This is a genomic window from Methylobacterium sp. M6A4_1b (assembly GCF_053345175.1).
In genome coordinates this window covers 21,449-46,923 of sequence record NZ_JBKEZQ010000017.1, presented here as the reverse complement: position 1 = coordinate 46,923, position 25,475 = coordinate 21,449, and the positions used below count along the sequence as shown (strand labels likewise).

Below are 25,475 nucleotides of genomic sequence, written 5' to 3'. Positions count from 1 at the left end.
GCGGTTGGCGGACGATTCCGATCCGGAAGACAAGACCGAAGACCCGACTCCACGGCGGATCGAGAAGGCGATCGAGCAGGGCAACGTTCCCAACAGCCCCGAGATCAATACCTTCTTCATCCTGGCCGCCTTCACCATGGCCCTGCTCATGGCCTCGGGCATGATCGCCCAGAACCTCGTGGCGAGCCTGCGCGGGTTCCTGATGAACGCCCACATGGTCCCGTCGGACCCGGCGGCCTATACCGAGATGGGCATCCGCACGCTCATCATCTGCGCCCAGGCGCTGGCGGTGCCGATCGGCCTCGTCGTTGTGGCCGGTCTCGCCGCCGGCCTGATCCAGCACCCCTTCGTCTTCAGCACCGAGGCCCTGGGGCCCAAGTGGGACCGGGTCTCGCCGATGGCCGGCGTGAAGCGTGTCTTCGGGATGGAAGCGCTGTTCCAGTTTCTGAAAGGGCTCGCCAAGCTCGGCATGGTCGGCGTGGTGGCCGGCACCATCCTGTGGGGCGAGCGCGACCGGATGGAGGTGTTCGCGCGCCTCGATCCCGCCGCCGTCCTCGCCGCGATCCTCACCCTCGCCCTCAAGCTGATGGCGGGCATGCTCGGGGTCTTCATCGCCATCGCTCTCGGCGACGCCCTCTACCAGCGCTTCCGCTGGCGCCAGCGCCTGCGCATGTCCAAGGAGGAGATGAAGCAGGAGCACAAGGAAAGCGAGGGCAGCCCAGAGGTGAAGGGCCGTATGAAGCAGATCCGCGCCCAGCGCGTGAAGAAGCGCATGATGGCCGCCGTCCCGACGGCCACCGTCATCGTGACGAACCCGACCCACTACGCGGTGGCCCTGCGCTACGAGGCCGGCATGGCCGCCCCAGTCTGCGTGGCCAAGGGCGTCGACTCGCTGGCCCTCAAGATCCGCGCGGTGGCCAAGGACCATGATGTCCCGATCCTCGAGAACCCGCCGCTCGCGCGCGCGCTGCACGCCACCGTCGAGATCGACGAGGAGATCCCCGCGGAGCATTACCGGGCGGTGGCCGAGGTCATCGGCTACGTCATGCGTCTGCGCCGGCGGGCCGCGTGAGGATTGGCGCTTGAGGATTGGCGCTTGCGCTCGCCACGCTTTATGCACCCTCTTTCGTGAGAATTCTCGGCGACATACGACGGTTTGCCCTTGCTGCGAGCGGAAGCGGGGCGCTAACCGGATGGGCTTCAGGGGTGGGTCGACGGCGGATGGTTGAGTTCAGCGGACACGGCAAGCCCGCGTCGAACGCGATCGATCGCTCGGAGCGGCCCGGACGCGTCGGGCTCCTTCTCGTCCTCGCGGGCCTCCTCGTCGGGGCGGCCGTCGGCCTGTCCTTCGTGGCGAGCGAGCAGGCGCAGCCGCTGATCCTCGGCCTCCTGGCGCTCCTCGCCATGGCAGGTGTGTTCTGCCTCTTCGCCCTCGCCATCGGAGCGATCCAGTTCGCCGGTCAGACCACCCGCGACGACATCACCAAGGCGATCGTCGACGCGGCGCCCGAGGGCGCGATCGTTGTCGAGGAAGGGGGCCGCCTCATCTATGCCAACGAATCCTACCTGCGCATCGCAGGCGGCGAGACCTTCGCCAGCCTGCGACCGGTCGAGCGGGTCTTCGTCGGTTCGCCGGAAGTCTCAGAGGCGGTCTATCGCCTCGCCCAGGCTTCCCGCGACGGCCTCGGGCACGCCGAGGAGATCCGGATGGCGCCGCCGCCCGGCAGTACCGCCGAGCGCGCCTTCGCGTGGTTCCGCATCAGCGTACGCCCGATCGAACGGCCCCGGCGCGCCGCGACCCTGTGGACGGTGAGCGACATCACCCATGAGCGCGAGCGGCAGGAGAACGTCTTCCAGGAACTCCAGCACGCGATCGACTACCTCGACCACGCCCCCGCAGGCTTCCTCTCGATCGATCCGGCCGGCGCGATCGTGTACATGAACGCGACCCTGGCGGCCTGGCTCGGCTACGACCTCGCCACAGTCGGCTCCGGCGGCCTGCGCCTGCCCGAGATCGCCCCCGGCGCCGACGTCCTCACCGCCTCCGAGGGCCTGCCGGGCGAGGTCCGGACCGACCGCTTCGACCTCGACCTGCGCCGCCGCAACGGGCATCCGCTCCCGGCGCGCCTCTACCATCGCGTCGCCTTCGGCCAGGACGGCCGACCCGGCCCGTCGCGCACCTTCGTGCTCAACCGCTCCGCCGGCGCCGAGAGCGACGAACCCCAGCGCGTCGCCGAAGTGCGGCTCGCGCGCTTCCTGAACAACAGTCCGATCGCCATCGCGACCCTGGACCAGGGCGGCCACATCGCCCGCGCCAACGCCTCCTTCGCCCGCCTGTTCGGCGGCCTCCCGCGCCAGGCACTCCCCGACGGGCGCAACGACCTGCAGGGCGAACCCACCATGTGGGACGCCGTCGCCGAACGGGATCGCGCGGGCCTGGAGGCGGCCCTGGGCAAGGCCGCGGCCGGCCTCGTCGAGGTGGAGCCCATCGAGATCGCCCTCTCGGGTCCCGGCAACCGGTCGGCCCGCGTCTGGCTGAGCCCGGCGGGCGGCGAGGCGACCGGGGTCGGACGGGACGAGGCCGAGCAGAGCGACCGCGAGCGGGTCATCCTCTATGCCCTCGACACCACCGCGCAGCGCCAGCTCGAGCAGCAGGTGGCGCAGGCGCAGAAGATGGACACGGTGGGCCAGCTCGCCGGCGGCATCGCGCACGACTTCAACAATGTCCTGCAGGCGATCATCGGCTATTCGGACCTGCTTCTGGCCAGCCATCGGCCGACCGATCCGGCCTTCCAGGACATCATGCAGATCAAGCAGAACGCCAACCGGGCCGCGAGCCTGGTGCGCCAGCTGCTGGCCTTCTCGCGGCGCCAGACCCTGCGCCCGGAGGTGATGAATGTCGGCGAGGCGCTGTCCGACCTCACCTTGCTGCTCAAGCGCCTGCTCGGCGAGCGCGTCGACCTCGACCTGAAGCACGGACGCGACATCTGGCCGATCAAGGCCGACGTCAACCAGTTCGAACAGGTCATCGTGAACCTAGCGGTCAACGCCCGCGACGCGATGCCTGAGGGCGGGCGCCTGCTGATCCGCACCGCCAACGTCGCGCACGAGGCCGTGCCGAGCGAGACCCGCGTCGGCATGCCGGTGGGCGATCACGTGCTGATCGAGGTCCTGGACACCGGGCAGGGCATCCCGCCCGACGTTATGGAGAAGATCTTCGAGCCGTTCTTCACCACCAAGGAGATCGGCAAGGGCACCGGCCTCGGCCTCTCGACGGTGTTCGGCATCGTCAAGCAGAGCGGCGGCACCATCGACGTGCGCTCCACGGTGGGGGAAGGCACCGCCTTCCGGATCTACTTTCCCCGCCACGAACCCGCCGCCGAACCCGCGCCCGAGACGGACATCGCGCTGGCACCCCCATCGTCGCAGACGACCGCCGCCATCGCCGCAAGCCGGCTCAAGGGAGCCTCGGACCGCGCGCGGGCCGACGGCGAGAAGCCCGCGCCCCGCAAGCCCGCGCCGGACCATACCGGCCAGGGCGTGATCCTCCTGGTGGAGGACGAGGACCCCGTGCGCGCCGTCAACAGCCGCGCCCTCTCGGCCCGCGGCTATACGGTGCTGGAGGCCGCCTCCGGCCTCGACGCCCTGCGGATCATCGCCGAGACCACCGAGACCATCGACCTGGTCGTCTCGGACGTGGTGATGCCCGAGATGGACGGGCCGACCCTCCTGCGTGAGCTGCGCAAGCAATCCCCCGACCTCAAGGTGATCTTCGTCTCCGGCTACGCGGAGGACGCCTTCCGCAAGAACCTTCCCGACGGCGAGGATTTCAACTTCCTGCCCAAGCCCTTCAGCTTGAAGCAGCTCGTCGAGACGGTGAAGGAGATCATTGCCCGCTGAGCATCGGCGATGGGGGAGAATTCGTAGCTGACGAGGCGCGAATTCTCCCCCGCCACCCTTGCCCGATGAGAACAAAACAGGTACATAATCGGCAACCGGGGCGCATTGAGCCTTGCTCCTCCCCCATGCATAAGGATGCCGACGAATGGCCCAGCCCGCGCTGAAAGTTGTGGAATCCCCGATGGTGGACAAGGACAAGGCGAAGGCGATCGACGCCGCGCTGTCGCAGATCGAGCGGGCCTTCGGCAAAGGCTCGATCATGCGCCTGGGCAAGAACGACAAGGTCGCGGAAGTCGAGGTCGTCTCCACCGGCTCGCTGGGCCTCGACATCGCTCTCGGCGTCGGCGGCCTGCCCCGTGGCCGCGTCATCGAGATCTACGGCCCGGAATCCTCGGGCAAGACCACCCTCGCCCTGCACACCATTGCCGAGGCCCAGAAGAAGGGTGGCGTCTGCGCCTTCGTCGACGCCGAGCATGCCCTCGACCCGGTCTACGCGCGCAAGCTCGGGGTGCAGCTCGACGACCTCCTGATCTCGCAGCCCGATACCGGCGAGCAGGCTCTGGAGATCACCGACACCCTGGTGCGCTCGGGTGCGATCGACGTGCTGGTGGTCGATTCGGTGGCGGCCCTGACGCCGCGGGCCGAGATCGAGGGCGAGATGGGTGATTCGCAGCCAGGCCTCCAGGCTCGCCTGATGAGCCAAGCCCTGCGCAAGCTCACCGGGTCGATCTCGCGCTCCAAGTGCATGGTCATCTTCATCAACCAGATCCGCATGAAGATCGGCGTGATGTACGGCAGCCCCGAGACCACCACCGGCGGCAATGCGCTGAAGTTCTACGCTTCGGTGCGCCTCGACATCCGCCGCATCTCGACCTTGAAGGATCGTGACGAGGCCATCGGCAACCAGGTTCGCGTGAAGGTCGTCAAGAACAAGGTCGCTCCGCCCTTCAAGCAAGTCGAGTTCGACATCATGTTCGGCGAAGGCGTCTCGAAGGTCGGCGAGCTCATCGATCTCGGGGTGAAGGCCGGGATCGTCGAGAAGTCCGGCGCCTGGTTCTCTTATGCCAGCCAGCGCCTCGGCCAGGGCCGCGAGAACTCGAAGGGCTTCCTACGCGACAACCCGGAGATCGCTGGCAAGATCGAAGCCTCGATCCGCCAGAATTCCGGCCTCGTCGCCGAAAAGATCCTCGAGAACGCCAAGCCGACCGAGGACGAGCTCGACGAGGGCGAAGCCTGAGGAAGGCGTTCTCCGCCGAGCAGCGGAGAAGTGGTCGATTGGAACCGACGAAGGCCGCCGGGGCGCACCCGACGGCCTTCGTCGTTTCGGGCGTCCATCGTCTCAGTCGAATGGACCTGCCGTCTATCCCGGCGGGAGGACATCGATTTGGATCCCCGCATAGTAGGCGGCCAGATCGGCGATCTCCGTGTCGCTCAGGGGCTTTGCCACGACGTTCATGATCTCGTTGCGGCGAATGCCGTCCCGATATTCCGTCAGTGCCTTGACCAGGTAGGGCTCGACCTGACCCGAAAGGTTCGGGGCTTCGGGCAGCTTCGAGACTCCGTCGAGGCCGTGGCAGGTCTGGCAGGCAATGGCCGCCTTGCGTCCAGCCTTGGCGTCGCCCGCCTGTGCAGCCGCCGGGATCGTGGCGGATGCGAGAAGGCAGAGCAGCGTCGTGATGTGACGTGCGCGGATCACTCTCATTTGCCCTCGTACGAGATGCGATAGATCGCGCCAGCCGTGTCGTCGGCCACCAGGAGCGAACCGTCGAGGAGCACCGCGACGTCGGTCGGGCGGCCGAGATACTCACCGTCCTGCGTCAGCCAGCCCTCGGCGAACGGCTTCGGTGCGCCGGCCTTGCCATCCTTGTCGACGGGTACGAACATGATCCGCGCGCCCAGCGGCTGGGTCCGGTTCCAGGAACCGTGCTCGGCGGTGAAGATGCCGCCCTTGTAGGAATCCGGGAACATGCGCCCGTTGTAGAAGGTCATGCCGAGATCGGCCGCGTGCGGCGGCAATTCGGCCTGTGGGAAGACCACGTCCTTCGGCGGCGTCTCGTCCTTGTACTCGACGGTACGGACATGGCCGCCGCCGAACCACGGAAAGCCGAAGTTTTCGCCGGCCTTCGCGATGCGGTTCAGCTCCCCCGGCGGGATGTCGTCGCCCATGCCATCGACTTGGTTGTCCGTGAACCACAGCGCCTTGTCGGCAGGGTTGAAGTCCATGCCCACCGAGTTGCGGATGCCGGTCACGTAGACCTCGCGATTCCTGCCGTCGCCATCCATGCGGACGATGCCGCCGATGCCGGTCTTGGCGTAGAGGTCGCGCTTGGCCGCGGGAGGCACGTTGTAGGGCTGCCCGAGGGAGATGTAGGTCTTGCCGTCGGGACCGACCCGGCACATCCGCGCCGTGTGGTTGTAGCTCTCTTCGGCGGCCGGGATCAGGTCGCCCTGCTTCACCAGCACGCCCGCGGCGACGTCGGGGCTCTCGTAGAAGAACTCGGCTGCCGGGAAGGACAGGACCCGGTTCTGCTCGACGATGGTGAGGACGCCGTCCCTCGAGAAGCAGACGCCGTTGGGGATCTTGAAGTCGATGCCGGGCGCGAAGGCCCGGACCTCGTCGGCGACGCGGTCCTTGTCGCGGTCGGTGACCGTGTAGACCTTCGACTTGCGGGTTCCGACGAACAGCACGCCGGCATTGGGCCCGACCGCGATCGAGCGGGCGTCCGGCACAACGGCGTAGAGATCGATCTTGAAGCCTTCGGGCAGCGTGATCTTGGAAAGCGTCTTGCGCAGGGCGTCGGCGCGGCGGCCGGTCTGAGGGATCTCCGGCGCCTCGGCGGTGCCGGTGCTCTGCATCCCCGTGAGCTTCTCGAGGGCGTCGGCCTTTGCTTTGGTCTCGGCGGGGGCCGCGCCCTGCGCGAGGGCGCTGGCTGTGAACGCCAGCGCGGCACAACCGGCCAGCAGCGTTACGGTGAGGACCGATCGCATGGATGTCTCCCGGAATCCGCCCGCATGATCGGGGCGGTTGAGCCCCGACGATATGCGCCTGCCGAACGCGCCGACAAGGGGAGGAGCGCGGTCGTCGCCCCGCCGGGGCCTCAGGGCGTGTAGGGCAAAAGCTTGATGAACAGGCCCCACAGCACGAACAGGATGCCGGCGATCGAGACCAGCCAGACCAGGGAACGCACCTTCGGAATGCCGAAGCCGTAGACGGGCAGGTAGACCAGCCTGGCGAAGAAGTAGAGGTAGGCGCCGAGGACCACCGCCGTATTGTGCCGGCCTGTCGCCACGCAGGCCAGGACGAGGGCGGCGAAGATCGGGAAGGTCTCGAAGAAATTCTTCGACGCCTTCTCCAGCCGGCTCGCAGCGCCCGTCACCTCGGGCGTCGGGCCCTCGCGGTTGCCGGATGCCCACCCGAAGCCGCCTCGCTGCTGCACGCCGCTCATGGAGGCGGCGATGACGTGGACGAGGCCGAGCAGGCAGGACCAAGCGAGGAGGCGTATTTCGACGGGCATGGCGGGGTGTCCGTATTGGAAAGAGAGACGCGTTCCTAGCTCGGCGGTGAGCAAAAGCGAAACGACCGTGACTTGCGCCGGAACGCTCCTTATGAGTGCGCCAGCGTGGGACACCTCAGAACTGGCGAGGCGCTCCGCACGCGGCATGCGTGCGCATCGGTCGAGCCCGGCGCGTCCGCATCCGGCGGCACCCTACGACAGAGTTGTGATGCGATGAGCGGCGTCAACGAGATCCGGTCGACCTTCCTCGACTACTTCGCAGCAGCGGGCCACGAAGTGGTGCCGTCCTCCTCGCTCGTGCCCCGCAACGACCCGACGCTGATGTTCACGAATGCGGGGATGGTGCAGTTCAAGAACGTCTTCACCGGCGTCGAGAAACGGTCCTACGACCGCGCGACCACGGCACAGAAGTGCGTCCGCGCCGGCGGCAAGCACAACGATCTCGACAATGTCGGCTACACCGCCCGGCATCACACTTTCTTCGAGATGCTCGGCAATTTTTCCTTCGGCGATTATTTCAAGCCGCGGGCGATCGAGTTGGCCTGGAACCTGATCACCAAGGAATTCGGCCTCTCGAAGGACCGGCTCCTGGTGACCGTCTATGCCGACGACGACGAGGCCGCCGAACTCTGGCGCAAGATCGCAGGCTTCTCGGACGACCGTATCATCCGCATCGGCACGTCCGACAATTTCTGGCAGATGGGCGATACCGGCCCCTGCGGACCGTGCTCCGAGATCTTCATCGACCAGGGTCCGACGCTCCAGGGCGGCCCGCCCGGCTCGCCGGATGAGGATGGCGACCGCTTCCTCGAATTCTGGAACCTCGTGTTCATGCAGTACGAGCAGGTGGAGCCGGGTAACCGCCTCGCCCTGCCGCGGCCATCCATCGACACCGGCATGGGTCTGGAGCGCATGGCCGCGATCCTCCAGGGGGTGAAGAGCAACTACGACACCGACCTGTTCCGGGCGCTCATCGACGCCGTGAGCCACGCCGTGGGTCGCCCGCCGGAGCCCGGCAACGTCGCATCCTACCGGGTGATCGCCGACCACCTGCGCGCCGCATCCTTCCTCGTGGCCGACGGCGTGCTGCCCGGCAACGAAGGCCGCGGCTACGTCCTGCGCCGCATCATGCGCCGCGCCATGCGCCACGCCGAACTGCTCGGCTCGCGCGAGCCGATGATGTACCGCCTCGTCCCGACGCTCCTGCGCGAGATGGGTCAGGCCTATCCGGAACTCACCCGCGCGGAAGGCCTGATCGGCGAGACCCTGCGCCTGGAGGAAACCCGCTTCCGCCGCACGCTGGAGCGCGGTCTCGCGATTCTCGACGCCGAGAGCCGCGACCTGAGCACGGGCCAGAACCTTTCTGGCGAGACGGCCTTCACCCTCTACGACACCTACGGCTTTCCCCTCGACCTGACCCAGGATGCCCTGAAGGCGCGCGGCATCGGCGTCGACACGGAGGCCTTCGGCCAAGCCATGGAGCGCCAGCGCAAGGCGGCCCGCGCCGCCTGGACCGGATCCGGCGAAGCCGCCACCGAGACGGTGTGGTACGGCCTGAAGGAGCGCGTCGGCGCCACCGAATTCCTCGGCTACGAGACCGAGAGCGCCGAGGGCATCGTCACCGCCCTGCTGCGCGACGGCGCCGAGACGGAAAGCCTCAAAGCGGGCGAAACCGGCCTCGTCCTCGTCAACCAGACCCCGTTCTACGGCGAATCCGGCGGTCAGGTCGGCGATACGGGCACGCTCGCGGCCGCCGGCCTGAAAGCGCGCGTCACCGCCACCGAGAAAAAGCTTGGGGACCTCTTCGCCCACCACGTCACGGTGGAGGAGGGCACCCTGTCCCGGGATCAAGCGGTGGAGCTCGCCGTCGACCATGCCCGGCGCTCGGCCATCCGCGCCAATCACTCCGCGACCCACCTGCTGCACGAGGCGTTGCGCCAAGTCCTGGGCGACCACGTCGCCCAGAAGGGTTCGCTGGTCTCCCCCGATCGCCTGCGCTTCGATTTCAGCCACCCGAAGCCCCTGGACGAGGCCGAGATCCGCGCCGTCGAGGACATCGCCAACGCAGTGCTCCTGCAGAACACGCCGGTCGTCACCAAGCTGATGGCGCAGGACGAGGCCGTCGCCTCCGGCGCCCGCGCGCTCTTCGGCGAGAAGTATGGCGACGAGGTCCGCGTCGTTTCCATGGGCGCACCCGTGGCCGGCGAGTCCGGGCGCACCAAGGCGTTCTCGGTGGAACTCTGCGGCGGCACCCATGCCGGCCGCACCGGCGAGATCGGGCAGGTCTCTGTGGTGGCCGAGAGCGCCGTCGGCGCCGGGGTTCGCCGAATCGAGGCCCTGACGGCGGATGCCGCACGCCGACACCGGGCGGAGGAGAGCCGCACGCTGGCGCAGATCGCCGGGTTGCTGAAGGCCTCCACGTCCGACGTGCCGGACCGCCTTGCGTCCCTGATCGAGGATCGCCGCCGTCTCGAGCGGGACCTCACCGACGCGCGCAAGAAGATCGCCATGGGCGGCGCCGGCTCCGGCGCGGATGACGGCATCGCCGAGATCGCGGGCGTGAAGGTCATGGCGCGGGTGGTCGAGGGCGTCGAGATGCGCGACCTCAAGAGCCTCGCCGACGAGGGGAAGACCCGTCTCGGCTCCGGCATCGTCGCCATCGTGGGCGTCGCCTCGGACGGCAAGGCCGGTCTCGTCGTCGGCGTGACCCCCGATCTCACCGAGCGCTACGACGCCGTCGCACTGGTCCGGGCCGGCGCGGGGCATCTCGGCGGCAAGGGCGGCGGCGGACGCCGCGACATGGCGCAGGCCGGCGGCCCGGAGGGCGCTGGCGCCCAGGCGGCCATCGACGCGATCCGCGCCGTGCTCGCGGCCTGAATCTGGCAGGCCCGCCCCTACGCGCAATCCGGAGGGGCGGGCGGGCGCTCAGTTCACGCGCTTCCAGCTCTGAGTCTTGCAGAAGACGCTCATCACGCAGCCTGAGACCTCGACGGTGTCGGGGCCTTTAATGGTCATGGCGCCCGCGTAGGTCTTGCCGTCGTTCGGATTGTACAGCGTGCCCTCGTAGCCCTTCGCGCCAGCGGTGCGTGTGTTCATGATCTGCACGCCGACCAGGCTACGGGAGCGCAGGGCGGGATCCGGATTGTTGGCGTCGAGCCCCGGACCGGCGACGCTCACCACAGTTCCGCAATAGCCGTCGCCGCAACGGCTGATCCGCACCTTCGATGCACCGGTCTCGGTCAGCCACAGGCCTGAGGCGTCCTTCCCCTGCTGGGCCGTCGCCGCCGCCCCCAGAAGGAGCGTGAGCGCCCCCGCGCATCCGACACTCCGCAGCACCCGTCTCGTGATCACCATGTCCGAATTCCTCGCCCTGAGCCCCCTCAGGGCGAGGGCATAGCGCGAGGCCCCGGCACTGGCCAGATCTCATACGGCAGGGCCGCGGCCCCGTTTCAGGCGGAAGCGAGGACGGCCCCGGTATAGACCTCGCCGACCTCGCACAGGGGCAGGCCGTCTTTCCGCAGCAGCAGAGCTTCGATCGCGAAGAGCGGTTCGTCGCGGCTGGCCTTGTCCGGGAGATCGGCAGCGGGCAGGAGGCGCAGGGACAGGGTTCGGCGCGAGGGCGACAGCGCCTGCACGACGCGCCCGAAGGGCACCTCGCTGGTCTCCAGGAGCCTATTCATCGCGGGTGTGAGGCGCGACGGGACGTACCAGTTCTCGGCCTCCGACAGCACGTGGGGTCCGCAGGTCAGGCGAACCCGGCGATAGCGCACGAGCGCTTCGGGGGGCACCGCGAGGCGCTCCCGCTGAATTGGGCTTGCGGGGCGCTCGGACGCTGGAACCGCAAGGGCGACGAGACCCGAGTCCTGCATGAGACCGCGTGTGAGGCACCATTGCTCAAGGACCGCCGTGGCGCTCGGGCCGGTGAGCAGGCGATCACAGAGGTCGGTCAGGAGGGTCGTCGCAGCTGGGAGCGTGACAGGGTCGCCGGAGAGGGACGTCGCCGTGAACCGCGAAACCATGAACACCGAGCCACGTCCAATACATCTGCATCGCGTGCCGTCGTGGCCGCCGCGGGTGCCCATACCGCACCGCCATACGCAGCACGTGCGGAAAGGTCTACATTGATGTCGGGACGTCTGAGATAAGTTTTGGTGGAGCCTAACGGGATCGAACCGATGACCTCTTCCATGCCATGGAAGCGCTCTCCCAGCTGAGCTAAGGCCCCACTCTCAACACCTTGGCGTCTGGAACACTCAGGGTGGTCGTTCGCACCGGAGAGGCCTCGAGCCGCACCGGCGATGGCGGTGACATACTGGGATCGAGCCGCCGCCTCAACCCCTATTTCGCGCGCGCGCCGTTTTCCTCGGGATCGCGATCGCGCCGCGATGGAAGCCGGCGGAACCCGAAGAACCACATGACGCGGGCGCATCGAGCAGTTCGAAACGGGATGGGATATCGAAAAATCAAAGTGAGATTGGTGGAGCCTAACGGGATCGAACCGATGACCTCTTCCATGCCATGGAAGCGCTCTCCCAGCTGAGCTAAGGCCCCACTCTCAACACCCCGGCTTCTGGAAGTCCCGGGGTGGTCTTCGTCGGCGGGCGCTTCGCCCGCCGTCGATAGCGGTCATGTACTGGGGCTTGTCCGCCGCCTCAACCCCCTTTGTGCCCCGCCGGCAAACTTTTTTCCCGGCGGGCTTGAGAGGAGATGACGATCAACTCTCCTCGTCGTTCTCGATATCGCCGTCGATGAGGTCGGCCACGTCATCGTCGCCGGTGTCCTCCTCTTCGAGGAAGGTGTCGTCGGCATCGTCGTTGCTGTCGCCGTCGACGTCCTCGGTCGTCGTATCGGCGTCATCCTCGGCCGCTTCGACCTCATCGAGCGACACGATCTCCGGACCGCCCTTCTCGGCGTCCGTATCTTCCTCGTCGGCCGGGACCGCGGCCGCGCGTGCCGCCAGGGCTGGAGCGGCGCGGCCGGAGGCCGCGGCGACCTGATAGATCGTTCCGCATTTCGGACAGGTCGGCGGGTCGTTGTCGAGGTCGTAGAACTTGGCGCCGCAGCTCATGCATTGACGCTTCAAGCCGAGTTCCGGTCTGGCCACGGGCGAACCTCTAATACGTGCGATCTTTTGGGAGAGGCGCCCCGTTAGTCGCGTGGGACGCTCCTGTCAAATTCTCCTGCGAATCGTGGGCGTTCACGCCCAGGATCGCCGTTCCACGGGGGTTTTCGGACGCGGGACACCCAGGAGGCGCACCCACCGGATGACGGCGACGGCGACCCATGTTAACCGGCCCCATGCATTAACCGGCCCCCTGATCGACGCGCCTGCCGGCCAGCCCGCAGGCGCTCCGACGCCCAGCCGAAAAGTCGACGCCCGTGTCTCATGATTCTCCGCCGCAACCCCTGACAGCTTATGCGGGCCTGCCCTTGCAGGGCAGCCTGCGACCTCCAGGGGACAAATCCATCTCGCATCGCGCGATGATCCTCGGGCTGCTCAGCATCGGCGAGACCAATATCGAGGGACTTCTCGAAGGTGACGACGTCCTGCGCACCGCTGCCGCCGCCCAGGCCCTCGGCGCCGACGTGGAGCGGGTCGGCGAAGGGCGTTGGCGTCTCCGCGGCGTCGGGATCGGCGGCCTCAGCGACCCCGAGGATGTGCTCGACTTCGGGAATGCCGGAACGGGCTCGCGCCTGATGATGGGCGTCGTCGGTGGCCAGCCCGTCACCGCGACCTTCGACGGCGACGCCTCCCTGCGAAAGCGGCCGATGCGTCGAATCCTCGATCCGCTGGTACGGATGGGCACCGAGGTGGTGAGCGAGGAGGAGGGCGGCCGGGTGCCCCTGACGCTGCGCGGCCCGCGCGAGGCGATCCCGATCACCTACGAGACGCCGGTGGCCTCGGCCCAGATCAAGTCGGCGGTGCTGCTGGCCGCGCTGAACGCGCCCGGGACCACGACCGTGATCGAGGCGGCGGCCACCCGCGACCATACCGAGCGGATGCTGCGCCTGTTCGGTGCCGAAGTGACGGTGACGCCCCACGGGCCCGACGGGCACGGTCGTGCGATCACGCTCACGGGCCAGCCCACCCTGCGCGGCATCAAGGTCGTCGTGCCCGCCGACCCATCCTCTGCGGCCTTCCCCCTGGTGGCGGCACTGCTCGTCCCGGGTTCCGAGGTGACGCTGGAAGGCGTCATGATGAACCCTCTGCGGATTGGGCTGATCACCACCCTGATCGAGATGGGCGCCGACATCGAGCGCCTGCGCGAGCGGGAGGAGGGCGGCGAGACGGTCGCGGACCTGCGCGTGCGGGCGAGCCGCCTGCGCGGCGTCGAAGTGCCTCCGGAGCGCGCGCCTTCGATGATCGACGAGTACCCGGTGCTCGCCGTTGCCGCCGCCTTCGCCGAGGGCACCACCACGATGCGCGGCCTGCACGAACTTCGCGTGAAGGAATCCGACCGTCTCGCGGCGGTGGCGGACGGCCTGAGTTCCAACGGGGTCGCCCACGTCGTCGACGGCGACGATCTCATCGTCCACGGCACCGGCGAGCCGGCGCGGGGTGGCGGCACGGTCGCGACCCATCTCGACCATCGCATCGCCATGGCCTTCCTGGTGATGGGTCTCGCTACCCGCGCCCCGGTCACCGTGGACGACGGCGCGATGATCGCCACCAGTTTCCCGAGCTTCCTGCCGACGATGCAGGGCCTCGGCGGCCGGATCGAGGGGTGATCGCGATGCCGATGGTGATCGCGATCGACGGCCCCGCCGCCTCGGGCAAGGGCACCCTGGCCAAGCGGCTGGCGACCCATTACGGCCTGCCGCACCTCGATACCGGCTTGCTGTATCGTGCCGTCGCCCTGACGGTCATCGACGCGGGCCGCAACCTCGACGATCATCAGGCGGCCGCGCGGGCGGCTTCCAGCCTGATCGCCGACCGGCTCGCCGACCCGCGCCTGCGTGAGCGGGCCATGGGCGAGGCGGCCTCACGCATCTCGGCGGTGCCGGCCGTACGGGCGGCCCTCCTCGCCTGGCAGCAGCGCTTCGCCGGCAATGCCACCGGCGCGGTACTGGACGGGCGGGATATCGGAACCGTCGTCTGTCCGAATGCGCAGGTGAAGCTGTTCATCACGGCCGCTCCCGAGGAGCGGGCACGCCGGCGCCATCTCGAATTGCTGCGTCGAGGTGAATCAGCAAGCCTCGGGGCCATCCTGGCCGACATCGTCGCGCGCGACGCACGAGACGCGCAGCGCTCCACGGCGCCGCTGAAGGCGGCGGCGGACGCTGTCATCCTCGACACCACCGATCTCGATGCCGACGAGGCCTTCGCGGCCGCGCGCGAGGTCGTTGACCGCGCCCGGCCACACTGAGCGGCCCGGTCCCCGCCGTTCCGCTCACGAGGAAAGGACGCCTCGCCGGAACCGGGCCGGCGAGGCGGCAAAGGATCAGGCGCGCTGATCGATCGGCGTGTACTCGCGCTTGTCGGGGCCGATGTAGAGCTGGCGCGGGCGGCCGATCTTCTGCGAGGGATCCTCGATCATCTCGGCCCACTGGGCGATCCAGCCCGTGGTGCGCGCGAGCGCGAACAGCACCGTGAACATCGAGGTCGGGAAGCCCATCGCCTTCAGGGTGATGCCCGAGTAGAAATCGATGTTCGGGTAGAGCTTCTTCTCGATGAAGTAGTCGTCCTTGAGCGCGATCTGCTCGAGCTGCACCGCGACCTCGAGCAGCGGATCGTCCTTGATGCCGAGCTGACCGAGCACCTCGTGAGTGGTCTTCTGCATGATGCGCGCGCGCGGATCATAGTTCTTGTAGACGCGATGGCCGAAGCCCATCAGGCGGAACGGGTCGTTCTTGTCCTTGGCCTTCGCCACGTACTTGGCGACGTTCTCCGGATGACCGATCTCCTCAAGCATCTTGAGGGCCGCCTCGTTGGCGCCGCCATGGGCGGGCCCCCACAGGCAAGCGATGCCGGCCGCGATACAGGCGAAGGGGTTGGCGCCCGAGGAGCCGGCGAGACGGACCGTCGAGGTCGAGGCGTTCTGCTCGTGATCGGCATGCAGGATGAAGATCCGGTCCAGCGCGCGGGCGAAGATCGGATTGACCTTGAACTCCTCGCAAGGCACCGCGAAGCACATCCGCAGGAAATTCGAGGTGTAGTCAAGGTCGTTCTTGGGATAAACGAACGGTTGGCCAATCGAGTACTTGTAGGCCATCGCAGCCAGGGTCGGCATCTTGGCGATCATCCGCATCGAGGCGACCATGCGCTGCTGGTCGTCCGAGATATCGGTCGAATCGTGATAGAAGGCCGAGAGCGCACCGACGCAGGCGACCATGATCGCCATCGGGTGCGCGTCGCGGCGGAACCCTTGGAAGAAGCGGTTCATCTGGTCATGCACCATGGTGTGGCGCGTGATCCGATAGTCGAAATCCGCCTTCTGGGCCGGGGTCGGCAATTCGCCGAACAGCATCAGGTAGCAGGTCTCGAGGAAGTCGCCTTGCTCGGCGATCTGCTCGATGGGGTACCCGCGGTAGAGAAGGACGCCCGCATCGCCGTCGATGTAGGTGATCTTCGACTCGCAGGAGGCGGTGGAGGTGAAGCCGGGGTCGAAGGTGAACTTGCCCGTCTTCGCGTAGAGCTTCCCGATGTCGATGACATCCGGACCGATGGTGCCGGTCTTGATCGGAAGCTCAACGTGGTCGTCGCCCACGGTGATCGTGCTGGAGGCGCTCATGGAGACCTGGACCCTTTCGTGGCAGCGGGGCGGCGGCGGCCCGCGTGGCGATGCAATCGACCACCCGGGTCCGGGGTGCAAACGCAGCGCATGCTGCACTTGCTCACACGAGCATGGGGGTAGCGGATCGGCGGACTGCCATCAACCGACGGCCCGTCTCACCTCGGTGTCGAAGCGAAATCCAGGCCGATTTGTCATTCGTCCGCACAAAACGCCGAACCGAATCGGCACTTATGTGCGCTGCGGTCTCAGCAGGTCTGGTCGCGCAGGCGGCCGAGGCATTCCTCGCGGCCGAGAACGGCCATCACGTCGAAGACCGGCGGTGAGGTCGCGCGCCCGGTGAGCGCAGCCCGCAGGGGCTGCGCGATCTGGCCGAGCTTGAGCCCGCTGGTCTCGGCGAAAAGCCGGACCGCGCCTTCGGTGGCGGCGGCGTTCCAATCGGGCAGCACTTCGAGAGCAGGCAGGAGCGTGGCGAGACGATCCCGAGCCTCGTCGCCGAGAAGCCCCTTCGCCTTCTCGTCGGGCACGAGGGGGCGGGCGGCGGTGAGGTAGTAGGCGCTGTCGAGAAGTTCGACGAGGGTCTTGGCGCGCTCCTTCAGGCCCGGCATCGCGGCGGTCAGCGTCGCGCGCAGGGACGGGCTCATGGGCACCGCGATGCCCCGTGCCGGACCGAGGACCGGCAGCACGTGGTCGATCGCCGCCACGAGGTCCGCATCGGCGGCGCCCCGGATGTAGAGTCCGTTGAGGTTCTCCAATTTGGCGAAGTCGAAGCGCGCCGGCGAACGGCCGATCGCCTTGAGGTCGAAGGCGGCGATCATCTCTTCGGTGGAGAACACTTCCTGGTCGCCATGGCTCCAGCCGAGGCGGACGAGGTAGTTGCGCAGGGCGTTCGGCAGGTAGCCGAGGTCCCGATAAGCGTCGACGCCCAGGGCGCCGTGGCGCTTCGAGAGCTTGGCGCCGTCGGCTCCGTGGATCAGTGGGATATGCGCCATGGCGGGCGCCTCCCACCCGAGGGCGTCGTAGATCTGGCGTTGGCGCGCGGCATTCGTGAGATGGTCGTCGCCCCGGATGACCTGAGTGACGCCCATGTCGTGGTCGTCCACCACGACGGCGAGCATGTAGGTCGGGTTGCCGTCGGAGCGCAGCAGGACGAGGTCGTCGAGATCCTTGTTCTGCCAGACCACGCGTCCCTGCACACCGTCCTCGACCACCGTCTCGCCGTCGGTGGGCGCGCGCAGCCGAATCACCGGCTTGACGCCTGCGGGCGCATCGGACGGATCGCGGTCGCGCCAGCGGCCGTCATAGCGCAGGGGCCGTCCCTCGGCCCGGGCCGACTCGCGCATCGCCGTCAGTTCCTCGGGCGTAGCGTAGCAGCGATAGGCATTGCCGGAGGCCAGCAGAGTCTCGGCGGCCTCTCGGTGACGAGCGGCACGGGCGTACTGGTAGATGACGTCCCCATCCCAATCGAGGCCGAGCCAGCGCATGCCGTCGAGGATCGCGTCGATGGCCCCTTGCGTCGAACGTTCCCGGTCGGTGTCTTCGATGCGCAGCAGCATGCGGCCGCCGAAGCGGCGGGCATAGAGCCAGTTGAACAGGGCCGTGCGAGCACCGCCGATATGGAGGTAGCCCGTAGGCGAGGGCGCGAAACGCGTGACGACGGCTGACGACATCAATCTGGACTTGAATGGCTCGTGAAACGGGCGGGAAGCGGATCGACCGGCCCGGAAACGCGCGTGTAGCATGCGCGAGGGCAAGCGTTAAGAAATCGTCCAGTTCCTCGGGTCGTGTGGTTCCGAGGACCGCCGAGTTCATCGCTGCCTCCTGAACGGGGACACGAGCCAGAGGTTCACGCGATGGCGGAGGCACGTGCGACGGCTGCGATGGGGAGCATCACGCGCTACCTCGCCGCGCGTCGCCCCGGTGCCGGCCTCATCGTTGCCTGGCTTCGCGCAGGGTGGAACCGCGAGATCGAGCAGCGCCGCCTCTTTGCGTGGATCGCCGTCGCGTTCGGCTGCGGCATACTGGCGTTCTTCCTCGGTACGCAAGGGACACCATCGCTCCTGGCGCCGCTCGCGGCCGCGGGCCTGTTGGCCGGTACGACGCCGTTCCTCGCGAGCCGTCCTATCGGGCTCGCCCTTGTCATCGCGGCCATCGCGGCGTTCCTCGGCTTCGCGGCGGCAACAGCGCGGGTGCAGCGCGTCAGCGGTCCGATCCTGGCCCGCACCACGATCGCACCCCTGCTCGGAACCATCGAGGGGTTGGACGAGCGGGAGGAGGGCGCACGCCTGATCATCCGCGTCGAACGCTTGGGCACCCTCGACCCCGAGGTCCGGCCAGCCCGGGTACGCGTCTCCTACCGCAAGGCGAACACCTTGAAACCGGGCGACCGCATCGCCGCGACCGCGCGCCTGCTCCCGCCCCCGGAAGCCGCTCGGCCCGGTGGCTACGACTTCGCCCGGGATGCCTTCTTCCGCGAAATCGGTGCGGTCGGCTCCCTCGTCGGCAAGGTCGAGGTACGGCCCGGACCCAAGACCGCGGACTGGCAGTTCCGTCTTGCCGCCGCCGTCGACGCGGCGCGGAACGCCCTGACGCGCCGGATCACGGACGCCAATGGCGGCCAGGCCGGAGCCGTGGCAGCCGCTCTCGTCACGGGTAAGCGCGGGCTGATCAGCGCCGAGACCAACGACATTCTGCGCGCCGCCGGCATCTACCACGTCGTCTCGATCTCGGGACTGCACATGGTCCTGGCGGCCGGCGTGGTGTTCTGGCTCGTACGCGCGCTGCTGGCCATGCTGCCGTTCGCAGCGCTGCATTGGCCGATCAAGAAGCTCGCGGCGATCGTCGCCATGGTGGGTGTGACGGCCTACTGCGTCTTCTCCGGCTGGGACATCGCGGCCGAGAGGTCGCTGATCATGACCCTGGTGATGCTCGGTGCGATCCTGGTCGACCGGCCGGCCCTCAGCATGCGGAACCTGGCGATCGCCGCCCTGATCGCCCTGGCGCGCGAGCCGGACGGGCTCCTCGGGCCGAGCTTCCAGATGTCGTTCGGTGCGGTCGCCGGCCTGATCGCCTGCGCACCGCTGATCGGCGGCCGCGCGCTGCGACGCGAAGGTATCGGCCTGCTGCCCCGAACCTTCGCCCTGGTGACCACGGCGATTGTCGGCACCTTGGCAACGACTCTCGTCGCCCAGATCGCCACCGCGCCCTTCGCGACGTATCATTTCCAGACGATCCAACCCTTCGGGCTCGTGGGTAACGCGCTCACGCTGCCGCTGGTCTCGCTGGCCGTGATGCCGTCGGCCGTCCTCGGCATCCTCGCCTATCCCTTTGCCCTGGATCAGCCGGTCTGGTGGGCGATGGGCCTCGCCGTGCGAGGAATGCTGACGATCTCCACTTGGATCGCAGCCTTCGGGAACGCGGTCGTGGTGATCCCGGCATTCGGCGCGGGCGCTCTCTGTCTCATGGCATCCGCGTTGATCTTATTGACCCTCCCGGCCTCGTCGTTGCGCTGGCTCGGCCTGCTTCCGGCGGCAATCGGCATTGCCTGTGCGGCCACCCCGGAACGCTCCGACATCTACATCGATCGCGAGGGGGCGGGTGCGGCGATCCGGGACCTCAGCGGGCGGCTCGCCACCTTGGGTAGGCCCCCGTCTTTCGTCCTCGGACAGTGGCTGAAGGCCGATGGCGACGGCCGCAGGGTGGAGGACGTCCCGGCTTTTCAAGGCGCGCGCTGCGACCGCCTCGGCTGCACCCTGATCACGCCCGATGGTCGTGCGCTTGCGCTGACCACCGACAAGCGCGCAATCGGGGAGGATTGCGCCAGGGCAGAGATCCTGATTTCTCGGCAATCCGCCCCGACGGGCTGCGCCGCGTCGATCATCGTCGACCGGAATTTCCTACAGTCGCACGGCGCGACGTCGGTTCGCCTCGCCCGCGATGGCCCGGCACTCGCGACGGCCAAGCGTCCCGGCGACCTCGTCCCCTGGCGCGCGAATTCGTCGAGAAAGCCGACGGAAGCGCTGCCGACGAAAGCGGGCCCGCCGATCCTTCCGACGCCGCGAGCGGCGCCGGACCCCACTGCCGATCCATCGGATCCGCCCGGTGACGAACCGGGCGGCGACAGCCTTCAGTAGCGACGCACCAGGCTGACGAGGCGTCCCTGGATCTGCACCCGGTCCGGGCCGAGCACACGCGTTTCGTAGGCTGGGTTCGCGGCTTCAAGAGCGATGGACGAGCCACGCCGACGCAGGCGCTTCAGGGTCGCCTCCTCATCGTCGATGAGCGCGACGATAATGTCTCCGGTATTGGCGGTGTCCTGCTTGCGGATGACCACGAGGTCACCGTCGAGAATCCCTGCCTCGATCATCGAATCACCCCGCACTTCCAGGGCGTAATGTTCGCCGCCGGCCAGGAAATCCGGCGACATCGTCACCGAGTGACTCTGCTCCTGGATGGCCGAGATCGGCGTGCCGGCCGCGATCCGGCCCATCACCGGGATGGTCACCGCCCGACCGCTTTCGTCGGTGGCCTGCGTTGTCGGCAGGCGGGACACCGAAGCACCCGCCGGCAAGCCCTTGCCCTTGCCGCCTTCGACCACGCTCGGCGTGAAGCGGCGCACCTCGGGAGCGGGACCGGCGCGCGACGCGCCCGCGTTGCCATTCAGGCTCTCCGGCATGCGGATCACCTCGATGGCGCGCGCCCGGTTCGGCAACCGGCGCAGGAAGCCACGCTCCTCGAGAGCTGTGATCAGGCGATGGATGCCCGATTTCGACTTTAAGTCGAGAGCGTCCTTCATCTCGTCGAACGACGGAGGAACGCCGCTCTCGCGCATCCGAAGCTGGATGAACTGGAGCAGGTCCAGCTGCTTACGCGTCAACATGCGGGACACTCTTCGTTAACGCCACGGAACGCGGCGGGTGGCACCAGAAACAAACCACGAACACATTAAACGTTCCGTAAGTGTTCTGCAAGGGTTCCTGTCGAGAGCCGCCGGGATGTTGGGAAGGGCCGACAGTGTGCTCCGGGCAGCACGCAGCCCGGACGATACCTGCCCCGCATGCGGCCAGGACCGGGCCAGATCGGAAGCGGCCGGTCTGGGATGACGGTGCGCTGGGCGCTACGACGTCCGGGTCCGGCCGCCCCTGGGCTTCGCTCCGGAGGCTTCGCCACCCCCAGCGTTCGAAGCGCGGGGATCCCGCCAGAAAGTGTCGAACAGCCGTTGCATGGCGCGCGCGTTCTCCTGCTGTACTTCCAGGCCCGTCTGGAACATCTGCTGCATCACGTCGAAGGGGGCGTCCGCAGCGGCCTTGTCCGGCACATCGGCCCCTGTTCGCGACGGAGCGGTGAGCCGGGGTGGTGCCGGACGGGCTCGCACCTGGGGCGGCGAGGGCGCAGGACTCGCCGCGGTGGCGCCCGACTTCAGAAACGCCTCCATCATCTCCGACCAGGCGTTGGGTGGAAAGCCGAAGGGGTTCGTCTCGGCGCGCGGGGGTGGCGCGGGCGGAGGTGCCTGATTCATCATGACGTGGACGATCCCCGCCACCACCATACCGGCCATGACCGGCAGCATCTGCTTCAGGGCCGGCATCGCGACGCCGCTCACGGTCGCCGCCTGCTGCAGCACGGCCTGGCTGAGATGCGGCGAGCCGAAGAGCTGCTTGACCAGCATGTCCATCTGCGGCGTCGCGCTCGGTACCGTGGGCGGAGTCGGCCCCACGAGATTGAAAAGCTGGGCGAAGCCGGTGGGATCGTACGCGACGTTGCGCTGCAGGCCCATTGTCAGGGCCGGCATCAGAGCCTCCATCGCACGCAGGCTCTGGTCCGGCGACAGGCCGAACTGCCGTCCGAGTCCCTGCGCATTGGCGCCCGCCTGCGCCTGGAGAATGTCGAAAAGATTGAACATGGCGGCCTCGCGGACGAACAGCGGCTTTCCCGGCTATCGACCCGGGGCGCGCCCCGCGAATTCTGTCGCATCCGGGTAGCACTGACCAGCCCAGGCGCCTCATGACTGCCCGATTCCGCGCCGACGGGAGCCCGCATCAACCTGTTTCTTGACCCGGATCCGCCGATGCGCTTCTCCGCGCCCCTGCTCGAGGCGCGCCTTGTGCGCCGCTACAAGCGCTTCCTGGCCGACATGGAGCTGTCGGATGGTTCCCTGGTCACCGCCCATTGCCCCAATCCCGGAGCGATGCTGGGCCTTGCTGTTCCGGGTACGCGCGCCCTCCTGTCGGAGACACGCAGCCCGACGCGCAAACTCGCTTTCTCCTGGGAATTGGTGGAAGCGGACCTACCCGGCGGGAGGCAATGGGTGGGCATCAACACGATGCGGCCGAACGCCCTGGTGGCGGAGGCCTTCGCCGACGGCAGCCTGCCGGCGCTCGGCGGCTACGCCGTCCTGCGCCCGGAGGTCCGCTACGCGCAAGCCAGCCGGGTCGACTTCCTCGCCACGGGTGAGGGACTGCCGCCATACCACGTCGAGGTGAAGAACTGCCACCTGATGCGCAGGGCCGGCCTCGCGGAGTTCCCGGATTGTGTCGCCGCTCGCAGCGCCCGGCACATGGCGGACCTGGCTGCGGTCGTGGAGGCGGGGGGCCGCGCGATGGTCGTCATCGTGGTGCAGATGTGGGCCGACCGCTTCGACGTGGCCCGGGATCTCGACCCAGCCTTCGACCGGGCGTTCCAGGCCGCACGGTCCGCTGGCGTCGCCGTACACGCCCATCGCTGCCGCGTCGGCCCCGGCGGGATCACCATCGCCGCTGCGATCCCGGTTCTGTAGGACGCTGGTCTCGGCGGAAGCCGGTTTGGGCGGTGGGGGAACGGCGCGCCGTCAGGCCGCCCGTTCGAAGATCAGGTTGAGGCGCGTACGGGCGATCCGGCGATAGCCGTGCTGTTCCAGCAAGGCCGGCAGATCGATCTGCCACTGATCGGTGCCGTTCTCGACGATGAGCAGGCGTGGCCTCAGTGCGACCGGGGCCGCCCGCAGGAATGGCTCCAGGATCAGGTCCTCGGCCCCTTCGACGTCGAGCTTCATGGCGTCGATGCACTCGATCCCCTCGCCGCGGGCGAGTTCGAGCAGCGGCACGGCCGGCACCCGGATCTGTGCACCTTCGTTCGTCCCGACGATCTTCAAGCTTGATTCGCCGCGGTTGCGCGGATCGACGAACAGAGTGAGTTCGCCGGCCTTGTCGGCGACGGCACACGCCACCGCCTTCACGGTTCCGAACGGGTTTTGAGCGATGTTGTAGGTCAGCCGGTCGAACACGTCCGGCTGCGGCTCCACCGCGAGGATGCGTGCGCGCGGCCCCGCGAAGGCCGCCACGAACAGCGCATAGGCACCGATGTTCGCGCCGATATCGAGGAAGGTGCAGCCCGGCTGAAGCTTCGCGCGCAGGAGGTCGCGCTCCTCCGGATCGAAGAACTGCGGCGTGAAGAGCACCTTCTTCTCGCAATTGTTGTTATAGGGGTAGAGCCGCATGCGCGCGCCATAGCGCTCGACATCGAGAGGCGCACCCCGCAACAGGCTGATCGCCACCCGGCGCAGGAACAGGGCAAGGCGCCGGCCGGCCCAGCTGGCGTAGGAGATCCGCCCCGTCAGCTGGGCGATGCGGGCGACGAGGCCGGTGGGAGCGTAGGTGCCATAGGGCTGCGTGTCTTTCATCGTGCCTGCTGATGCCAGCGCGCGGGCCCGGCGGCAAGCGAAGCCAGCACGACCGAGCCGGCACCAGGACGATGCCCGAGGCCGGAAATCTCTCAGCGTGCGAATCGAGACCGGCGATAGGGTGCCCCACTGGTTCGCCTCGAGAACGGTTCGGCAAGCTGGGGCAAATTTCCGGGAGCGGCCTTCACATCCCAAAGCTGTTCCATTGTGGCAACACCACGACTGAAACCAGTATGGACGGCGCTAAATTGCCTTAAAATTAGGCGCATGCACAAAGGATAGCTTTGCCGTAGCGGGGAACCTTTGAGAACGTCGCCATAACGCAGATTTCTCCGCAGAGTTCCCCATGACCATGCACCGCTCGCTCCTCGCCCTCTCAGCCGTCCTGCTGTCATCGGTCTGTGCTTTTGCAGCCGACATCCCGGCGAAGGTGCTGGCCATTCCGGCTCCCCCGGCTTCCTGCAAGGCCGAAATCACCTTCCCGGCCTATGGCGGCTTCATCAAGCAGAACCCGAACCCGGCCTGCCTGACGCTCGGCGGGTTCGGCGACATCTATGTCGGCGGCGCGGTGAGCGGGTACTTCTACGATCAGAACAACGTGACGACCATCGCGCTTCCGGGCATCGCTGCCGATCGCTTCGCGCGCGCCGACTTCTCGAACCTGATGGGCTTCATCCAGAAGGCCGACGGTCCGTTCCAGTTCTACGCCGCCGTCGGCGCCTACTCGATCCCGGGCCTCGGCGCGCCGATCTTCAGCGCCATTGACCAGACCAACCTGCTGTTCTCGCCGGCTCCGATCGCCTTCGGCAAGTACGTGATCAACGACAACTGGTCGGTCCAGGGCGGCCGCATGCCGACCCTGATCGGCTCGGAACTGCCCTTCACCTTCCAGAACCTCAACATCTCGCGCGGCCTTCTCTTCGCGCAGGAAAACATCATCAACCACGGCGTGCAGGTGAACTACTCCGACGGTCCGTGGGCCGCCTCGTTCGCCGCGACCGACGGCTTCTTCTCCGGCGAGATCAACTGGGTCACGGGTGCGATCACCTACAAGATCGACTCCGCCAACACGATCGGCATCAACGGCGGTACCCATTTCAGCAAATACAACGGCTTCGACTTCTCCACGCCGGCCGGCAACCGCAACCTGTTCGCCACGCCCACGACGCTCCAGAACAGCAGCATCGTCAGCGCCAACTACACCTACGCCGACGGCCCCTGGATCGTGACGCCGTACATCCAGTACACCAACGTCGAGCGGAACGACGCGCTCTTCCTCACCGGCGCCGAGACCTTCGGCGCCGCTCTGCTCGCCGGTTACGCCTTCACGGACCAGTTCTCCCTGGCCGGGCGCCTCGAGTACATCACCCAGAGCGGCAGCCGGAACAACCCGTTTGGCCGGACTAACATCCTCTACGGCGCAGGCAGCTCGGCCTTCTCCTTCACGGTCACGCCGACCTTCACCTTCGACCGCTACTTCCTTCGCGGCGAGTTCTCGACCGTGCAGCTCTACGACATCACCGATTTCGGCGGCTTCGGCACCGGCTTCGGCCGCACCGGCCTGAAGACCTCGCAGGAGCGCTACATGATCGAGACCGGCATCACCTTCTGATCCCGGCATCCGGTCCGGTTCGAAGAAACGCGGCGGCAGGGAAACCTGTCGCCGCTTTC

20 protein-coding genes and 2 tRNA genes are annotated in these 25,475 nt (G+C 67.8%); 9 read left to right on the top strand and 13 right to left on the bottom strand.

Annotated elements, in window-relative coordinates; genetic code table 11:
- Positions 1–4 precede the first annotated feature (4 nt).
- The 3 genes from flhB (at position 5) to recA (ending at position 5,137) form a co-directional block, all read left to right on the top strand.
- On the top strand, positions 5–1,072 hold the full coding sequence (gene flhB, locus ACLBWX_RS16355) for a flagellar biosynthesis protein FlhB (protein WP_447678074.1): 1,068 nt from the start codon (positions 5–7) through the stop codon (positions 1,070–1,072).
- A gap of 149 nt (positions 1,073–1,221) precedes the next feature.
- Positions 1,222–3,900, top strand: coding sequence for a cell cycle histidine kinase CckA (gene cckA / locus ACLBWX_RS16350; RefSeq protein WP_447678073.1), 2,679 nt, complete (start codon positions 1,222–1,224; stop codon positions 3,898–3,900).
- A gap of 145 nt (positions 3,901–4,045) precedes the next feature.
- Positions 4,046–5,137 (top strand): recombinase RecA, encoded by a 1,092-nt coding sequence (gene recA, locus ACLBWX_RS16345; RefSeq protein WP_447678072.1) that lies wholly within the window; start codon positions 4,046–4,048, stop codon positions 5,135–5,137.
- A 123-nt stretch (positions 5,138–5,260) separates the two neighbouring features.
- Here the strand turns inward: recA and ACLBWX_RS16340 are convergent, their stop codons facing one another.
- From ACLBWX_RS16340 to ACLBWX_RS16330, 3 genes are all read right to left on the bottom strand, one after another.
- Positions 5,261–5,602, bottom strand: a complete 342-nt coding sequence (locus tag ACLBWX_RS16340; protein WP_447678071.1) for a c-type cytochrome — start codon at positions 5,600–5,602, stop codon at positions 5,261–5,263.
- The gene (locus ACLBWX_RS16335) at positions 5,599–6,888 is read right to left on the bottom strand and encodes a PQQ-dependent sugar dehydrogenase (protein WP_447678070.1); all 1,290 of its coding nucleotides are present in this window, start codon (positions 6,886–6,888) and stop codon (positions 5,599–5,601) included. The genes ACLBWX_RS16340 and ACLBWX_RS16335 overlap by 4 nt, the downstream gene beginning before the upstream one ends.
- Before the next feature lie 110 nt (positions 6,889–6,998).
- Positions 6,999–7,415 carry an MAPEG family protein gene (locus ACLBWX_RS16330; RefSeq protein ID WP_447678069.1) on the bottom strand — a complete coding sequence of 139 codons (417 nt, stop codon included), beginning with the start codon at positions 7,413–7,415 and terminating at the stop codon, positions 6,999–7,001.
- A 213-nt stretch (positions 7,416–7,628) separates the two neighbouring features.
- On the opposite strand from ACLBWX_RS16330, the gene alaS reads away from it, so the two are divergent.
- Complete coding sequence (gene alaS, locus ACLBWX_RS16325) at positions 7,629–10,292, top strand: alanine--tRNA ligase (RefSeq protein ID WP_447678068.1); 2,664 nt, start codon at positions 7,629–7,631, stop codon at positions 10,290–10,292.
- A 48-nt stretch (positions 10,293–10,340) separates the two neighbouring features.
- Here the strand turns inward: alaS and ACLBWX_RS16320 are convergent, their stop codons facing one another.
- From ACLBWX_RS16320 to ACLBWX_RS16300, 5 genes are all read right to left on the bottom strand, one after another.
- Positions 10,341–10,769: a DUF2147 domain-containing protein gene (locus ACLBWX_RS16320; protein WP_447678067.1), complete on the bottom strand. Its 429-nt coding sequence runs from the start codon at positions 10,767–10,769 to the stop codon at positions 10,341–10,343.
- A gap of 95 nt (positions 10,770–10,864) precedes the next feature.
- On the bottom strand, positions 10,865–11,203 hold the full coding sequence (locus tag ACLBWX_RS16315) for a hypothetical protein (RefSeq protein WP_447678066.1): 339 nt from the start codon (positions 11,201–11,203) through the stop codon (positions 10,865–10,867).
- Positions 11,204–11,564: 361 nt separating this feature from the next.
- Positions 11,565–11,640: transfer RNA gene (locus ACLBWX_RS16310), tRNA-Ala, on the bottom strand.
- Positions 11,641–11,890: 250 nt separating this feature from the next.
- Positions 11,891–11,966, bottom strand: a tRNA-Ala gene (locus ACLBWX_RS16305).
- Positions 11,967–12,129: 163 nt separating this feature from the next.
- Positions 12,130–12,519 (bottom strand): TIGR02300 family protein, encoded by a 390-nt coding sequence (locus ACLBWX_RS16300; RefSeq protein WP_447678065.1) that lies wholly within the window; start codon positions 12,517–12,519, stop codon positions 12,130–12,132.
- A 275-nt stretch (positions 12,520–12,794) separates the two neighbouring features.
- Between ACLBWX_RS16300 and aroA the strand changes: the two genes are divergently transcribed.
- Both aroA and cmk read left to right on the top strand, forming a co-directional pair.
- Complete coding sequence (gene aroA / locus ACLBWX_RS16295; protein ID WP_447678064.1) at positions 12,795–14,144, top strand: 3-phosphoshikimate 1-carboxyvinyltransferase; 1,350 nt, start codon at positions 12,795–12,797, stop codon at positions 14,142–14,144.
- Positions 14,145–14,149: 5 nt separating this feature from the next.
- Complete coding sequence (gene cmk, locus ACLBWX_RS16290; protein ID WP_447678116.1) at positions 14,150–14,782, top strand: (d)CMP kinase; 633 nt, start codon at positions 14,150–14,152, stop codon at positions 14,780–14,782.
- A gap of 75 nt (positions 14,783–14,857) precedes the next feature.
- Here the strand turns inward: cmk and gltA are convergent, their stop codons facing one another.
- The gene (gltA, locus tag ACLBWX_RS16285) at positions 14,858–16,147 is read right to left on the bottom strand and encodes a citrate synthase (protein ID WP_447678063.1); all 1,290 of its coding nucleotides are present in this window, start codon (positions 16,145–16,147) and stop codon (positions 14,858–14,860) included.
- A 248-nt stretch (positions 16,148–16,395) separates the two neighbouring features.
- Complete coding sequence (gene gltX, locus ACLBWX_RS16280; RefSeq protein WP_447678062.1) at positions 16,396–17,817, bottom strand: glutamate--tRNA ligase; 1,422 nt, start codon at positions 17,815–17,817, stop codon at positions 16,396–16,398.
- Positions 17,818–18,000: 183 nt separating this feature from the next.
- Between gltX and ACLBWX_RS16275 the strand changes: the two genes are divergently transcribed.
- On the top strand, positions 18,001–20,280 hold the full coding sequence (locus tag ACLBWX_RS16275) for a ComEC/Rec2 family competence protein (RefSeq protein WP_447678061.1): 2,280 nt from the start codon (positions 18,001–18,003) through the stop codon (positions 20,278–20,280).
- Here the strand turns inward: ACLBWX_RS16275 and lexA are convergent.
- Both lexA and ACLBWX_RS16265 read right to left on the bottom strand, forming a co-directional pair.
- A complete protein-coding gene (gene lexA / locus ACLBWX_RS16270) occupies positions 20,274–21,026 on the bottom strand; it encodes a transcriptional repressor LexA (protein ID WP_447678060.1) in 753 nt (250 codons plus the stop codon). The two genes, ACLBWX_RS16275 and lexA, sit on opposite strands and share 7 nt — an antisense overlap.
- Positions 21,027–21,263: 237 nt before the next feature.
- Positions 21,264–22,049, bottom strand: a complete 786-nt coding sequence (locus ACLBWX_RS16265) for a DUF937 domain-containing protein (protein WP_447678059.1) — start codon at positions 22,047–22,049, stop codon at positions 21,264–21,266.
- Between the two features lie 165 nt (positions 22,050–22,214).
- Here ACLBWX_RS16265 and sfsA point away from each other — a divergent pair, with 165 nt between their 5' ends.
- Positions 22,215–22,922 (top strand): DNA/RNA nuclease SfsA, encoded by a 708-nt coding sequence (gene sfsA / locus ACLBWX_RS16260; RefSeq protein WP_447678058.1) that lies wholly within the window; start codon positions 22,215–22,217, stop codon positions 22,920–22,922.
- A gap of 51 nt (positions 22,923–22,973) precedes the next feature.
- Here the strand turns inward: sfsA and ACLBWX_RS16255 are convergent, their stop codons facing one another.
- Complete coding sequence (locus tag ACLBWX_RS16255) at positions 22,974–23,804, bottom strand: FkbM family methyltransferase (RefSeq protein ID WP_447678057.1); 831 nt, start codon at positions 23,802–23,804, stop codon at positions 22,974–22,976.
- A 346-nt stretch (positions 23,805–24,150) separates the two neighbouring features.
- Here ACLBWX_RS16255 and ACLBWX_RS16250 point away from each other — a divergent pair, with 346 nt between their 5' ends.
- Positions 24,151–25,416 carry an outer membrane beta-barrel protein gene (locus tag ACLBWX_RS16250; protein WP_447678056.1) on the top strand — a complete coding sequence of 422 codons (1,266 nt, stop codon included), beginning with the start codon at positions 24,151–24,153 and terminating at the stop codon, positions 25,414–25,416.
- Positions 25,417–25,475: the final 59 nt, after the last annotated feature.

What these genes read in the sequence shown, in the direction of transcription:
- cckA (WP_447678073.1), top strand. Translation starts at nt 1,222, where the DNA reads ATGGTTGAGTTCAGCGGACACGGCAAGCCCGCGTCGAACGCGATCGAT.
- recA (WP_447678072.1), top strand. Translation starts at nt 4,046, where the DNA reads ATGGCCCAGCCCGCGCTGAAAGTTGTGGAATCCCCGATGGTGGACAAG.
- ACLBWX_RS16340 (WP_447678071.1), bottom strand. Translation starts at nt 5,602, where the DNA reads ATGAGAGTGATCCGCGCACGTCACATCACGACGCTGCTCTGCCTTCTC.
- ACLBWX_RS16335 (WP_447678070.1), bottom strand. Translation starts at nt 6,888, where the DNA reads ATGCGATCGGTCCTCACCGTAACGCTGCTGGCCGGTTGTGCCGCGCTG.
- ACLBWX_RS16330 (WP_447678069.1), bottom strand. Translation starts at nt 7,415, where the DNA reads ATGCCCGTCGAAATACGCCTCCTCGCTTGGTCCTGCCTGCTCGGCCTC.
- alaS (WP_447678068.1), top strand. Translation starts at nt 7,629, where the DNA reads ATGAGCGGCGTCAACGAGATCCGGTCGACCTTCCTCGACTACTTCGCA.
- ACLBWX_RS16320 (WP_447678067.1), bottom strand. Translation starts at nt 10,769, where the DNA reads ATGGTGATCACGAGACGGGTGCTGCGGAGTGTCGGATGCGCGGGGGCG.
- cmk (WP_447678116.1), top strand. Translation starts at nt 14,150, where the DNA reads ATGCCGATGGTGATCGCGATCGACGGCCCCGCCGCCTCGGGCAAGGGC.
- gltA (WP_447678063.1), bottom strand. Translation starts at nt 16,147, where the DNA reads ATGAGCGCCTCCAGCACGATCACCGTGGGCGACGACCACGTTGAGCTT.
- gltX (WP_447678062.1), bottom strand. Translation starts at nt 17,817, where the DNA reads ATGTCGTCAGCCGTCGTCACGCGTTTCGCGCCCTCGCCTACGGGCTAC.
- ACLBWX_RS16275 (WP_447678061.1), top strand. Translation starts at nt 18,001, where the DNA reads ATGGCGGAGGCACGTGCGACGGCTGCGATGGGGAGCATCACGCGCTAC.
- lexA (WP_447678060.1), bottom strand. Translation starts at nt 21,026, where the DNA reads ATGTTGACGCGTAAGCAGCTGGACCTGCTCCAGTTCATCCAGCTTCGG.
- ACLBWX_RS16265 (WP_447678059.1), bottom strand. Translation starts at nt 22,049, where the DNA reads ATGTTCAATCTTTTCGACATTCTCCAGGCGCAGGCGGGCGCCAATGCG.
- sfsA (WP_447678058.1), top strand. Translation starts at nt 22,215, where the DNA reads ATGCGCTTCTCCGCGCCCCTGCTCGAGGCGCGCCTTGTGCGCCGCTAC.
- ACLBWX_RS16255 (WP_447678057.1), bottom strand. Translation starts at nt 23,804, where the DNA reads ATGAAAGACACGCAGCCCTATGGCACCTACGCTCCCACCGGCCTCGTC.
- ACLBWX_RS16250 (WP_447678056.1), top strand. Translation starts at nt 24,151, where the DNA reads ATGACCATGCACCGCTCGCTCCTCGCCCTCTCAGCCGTCCTGCTGTCA.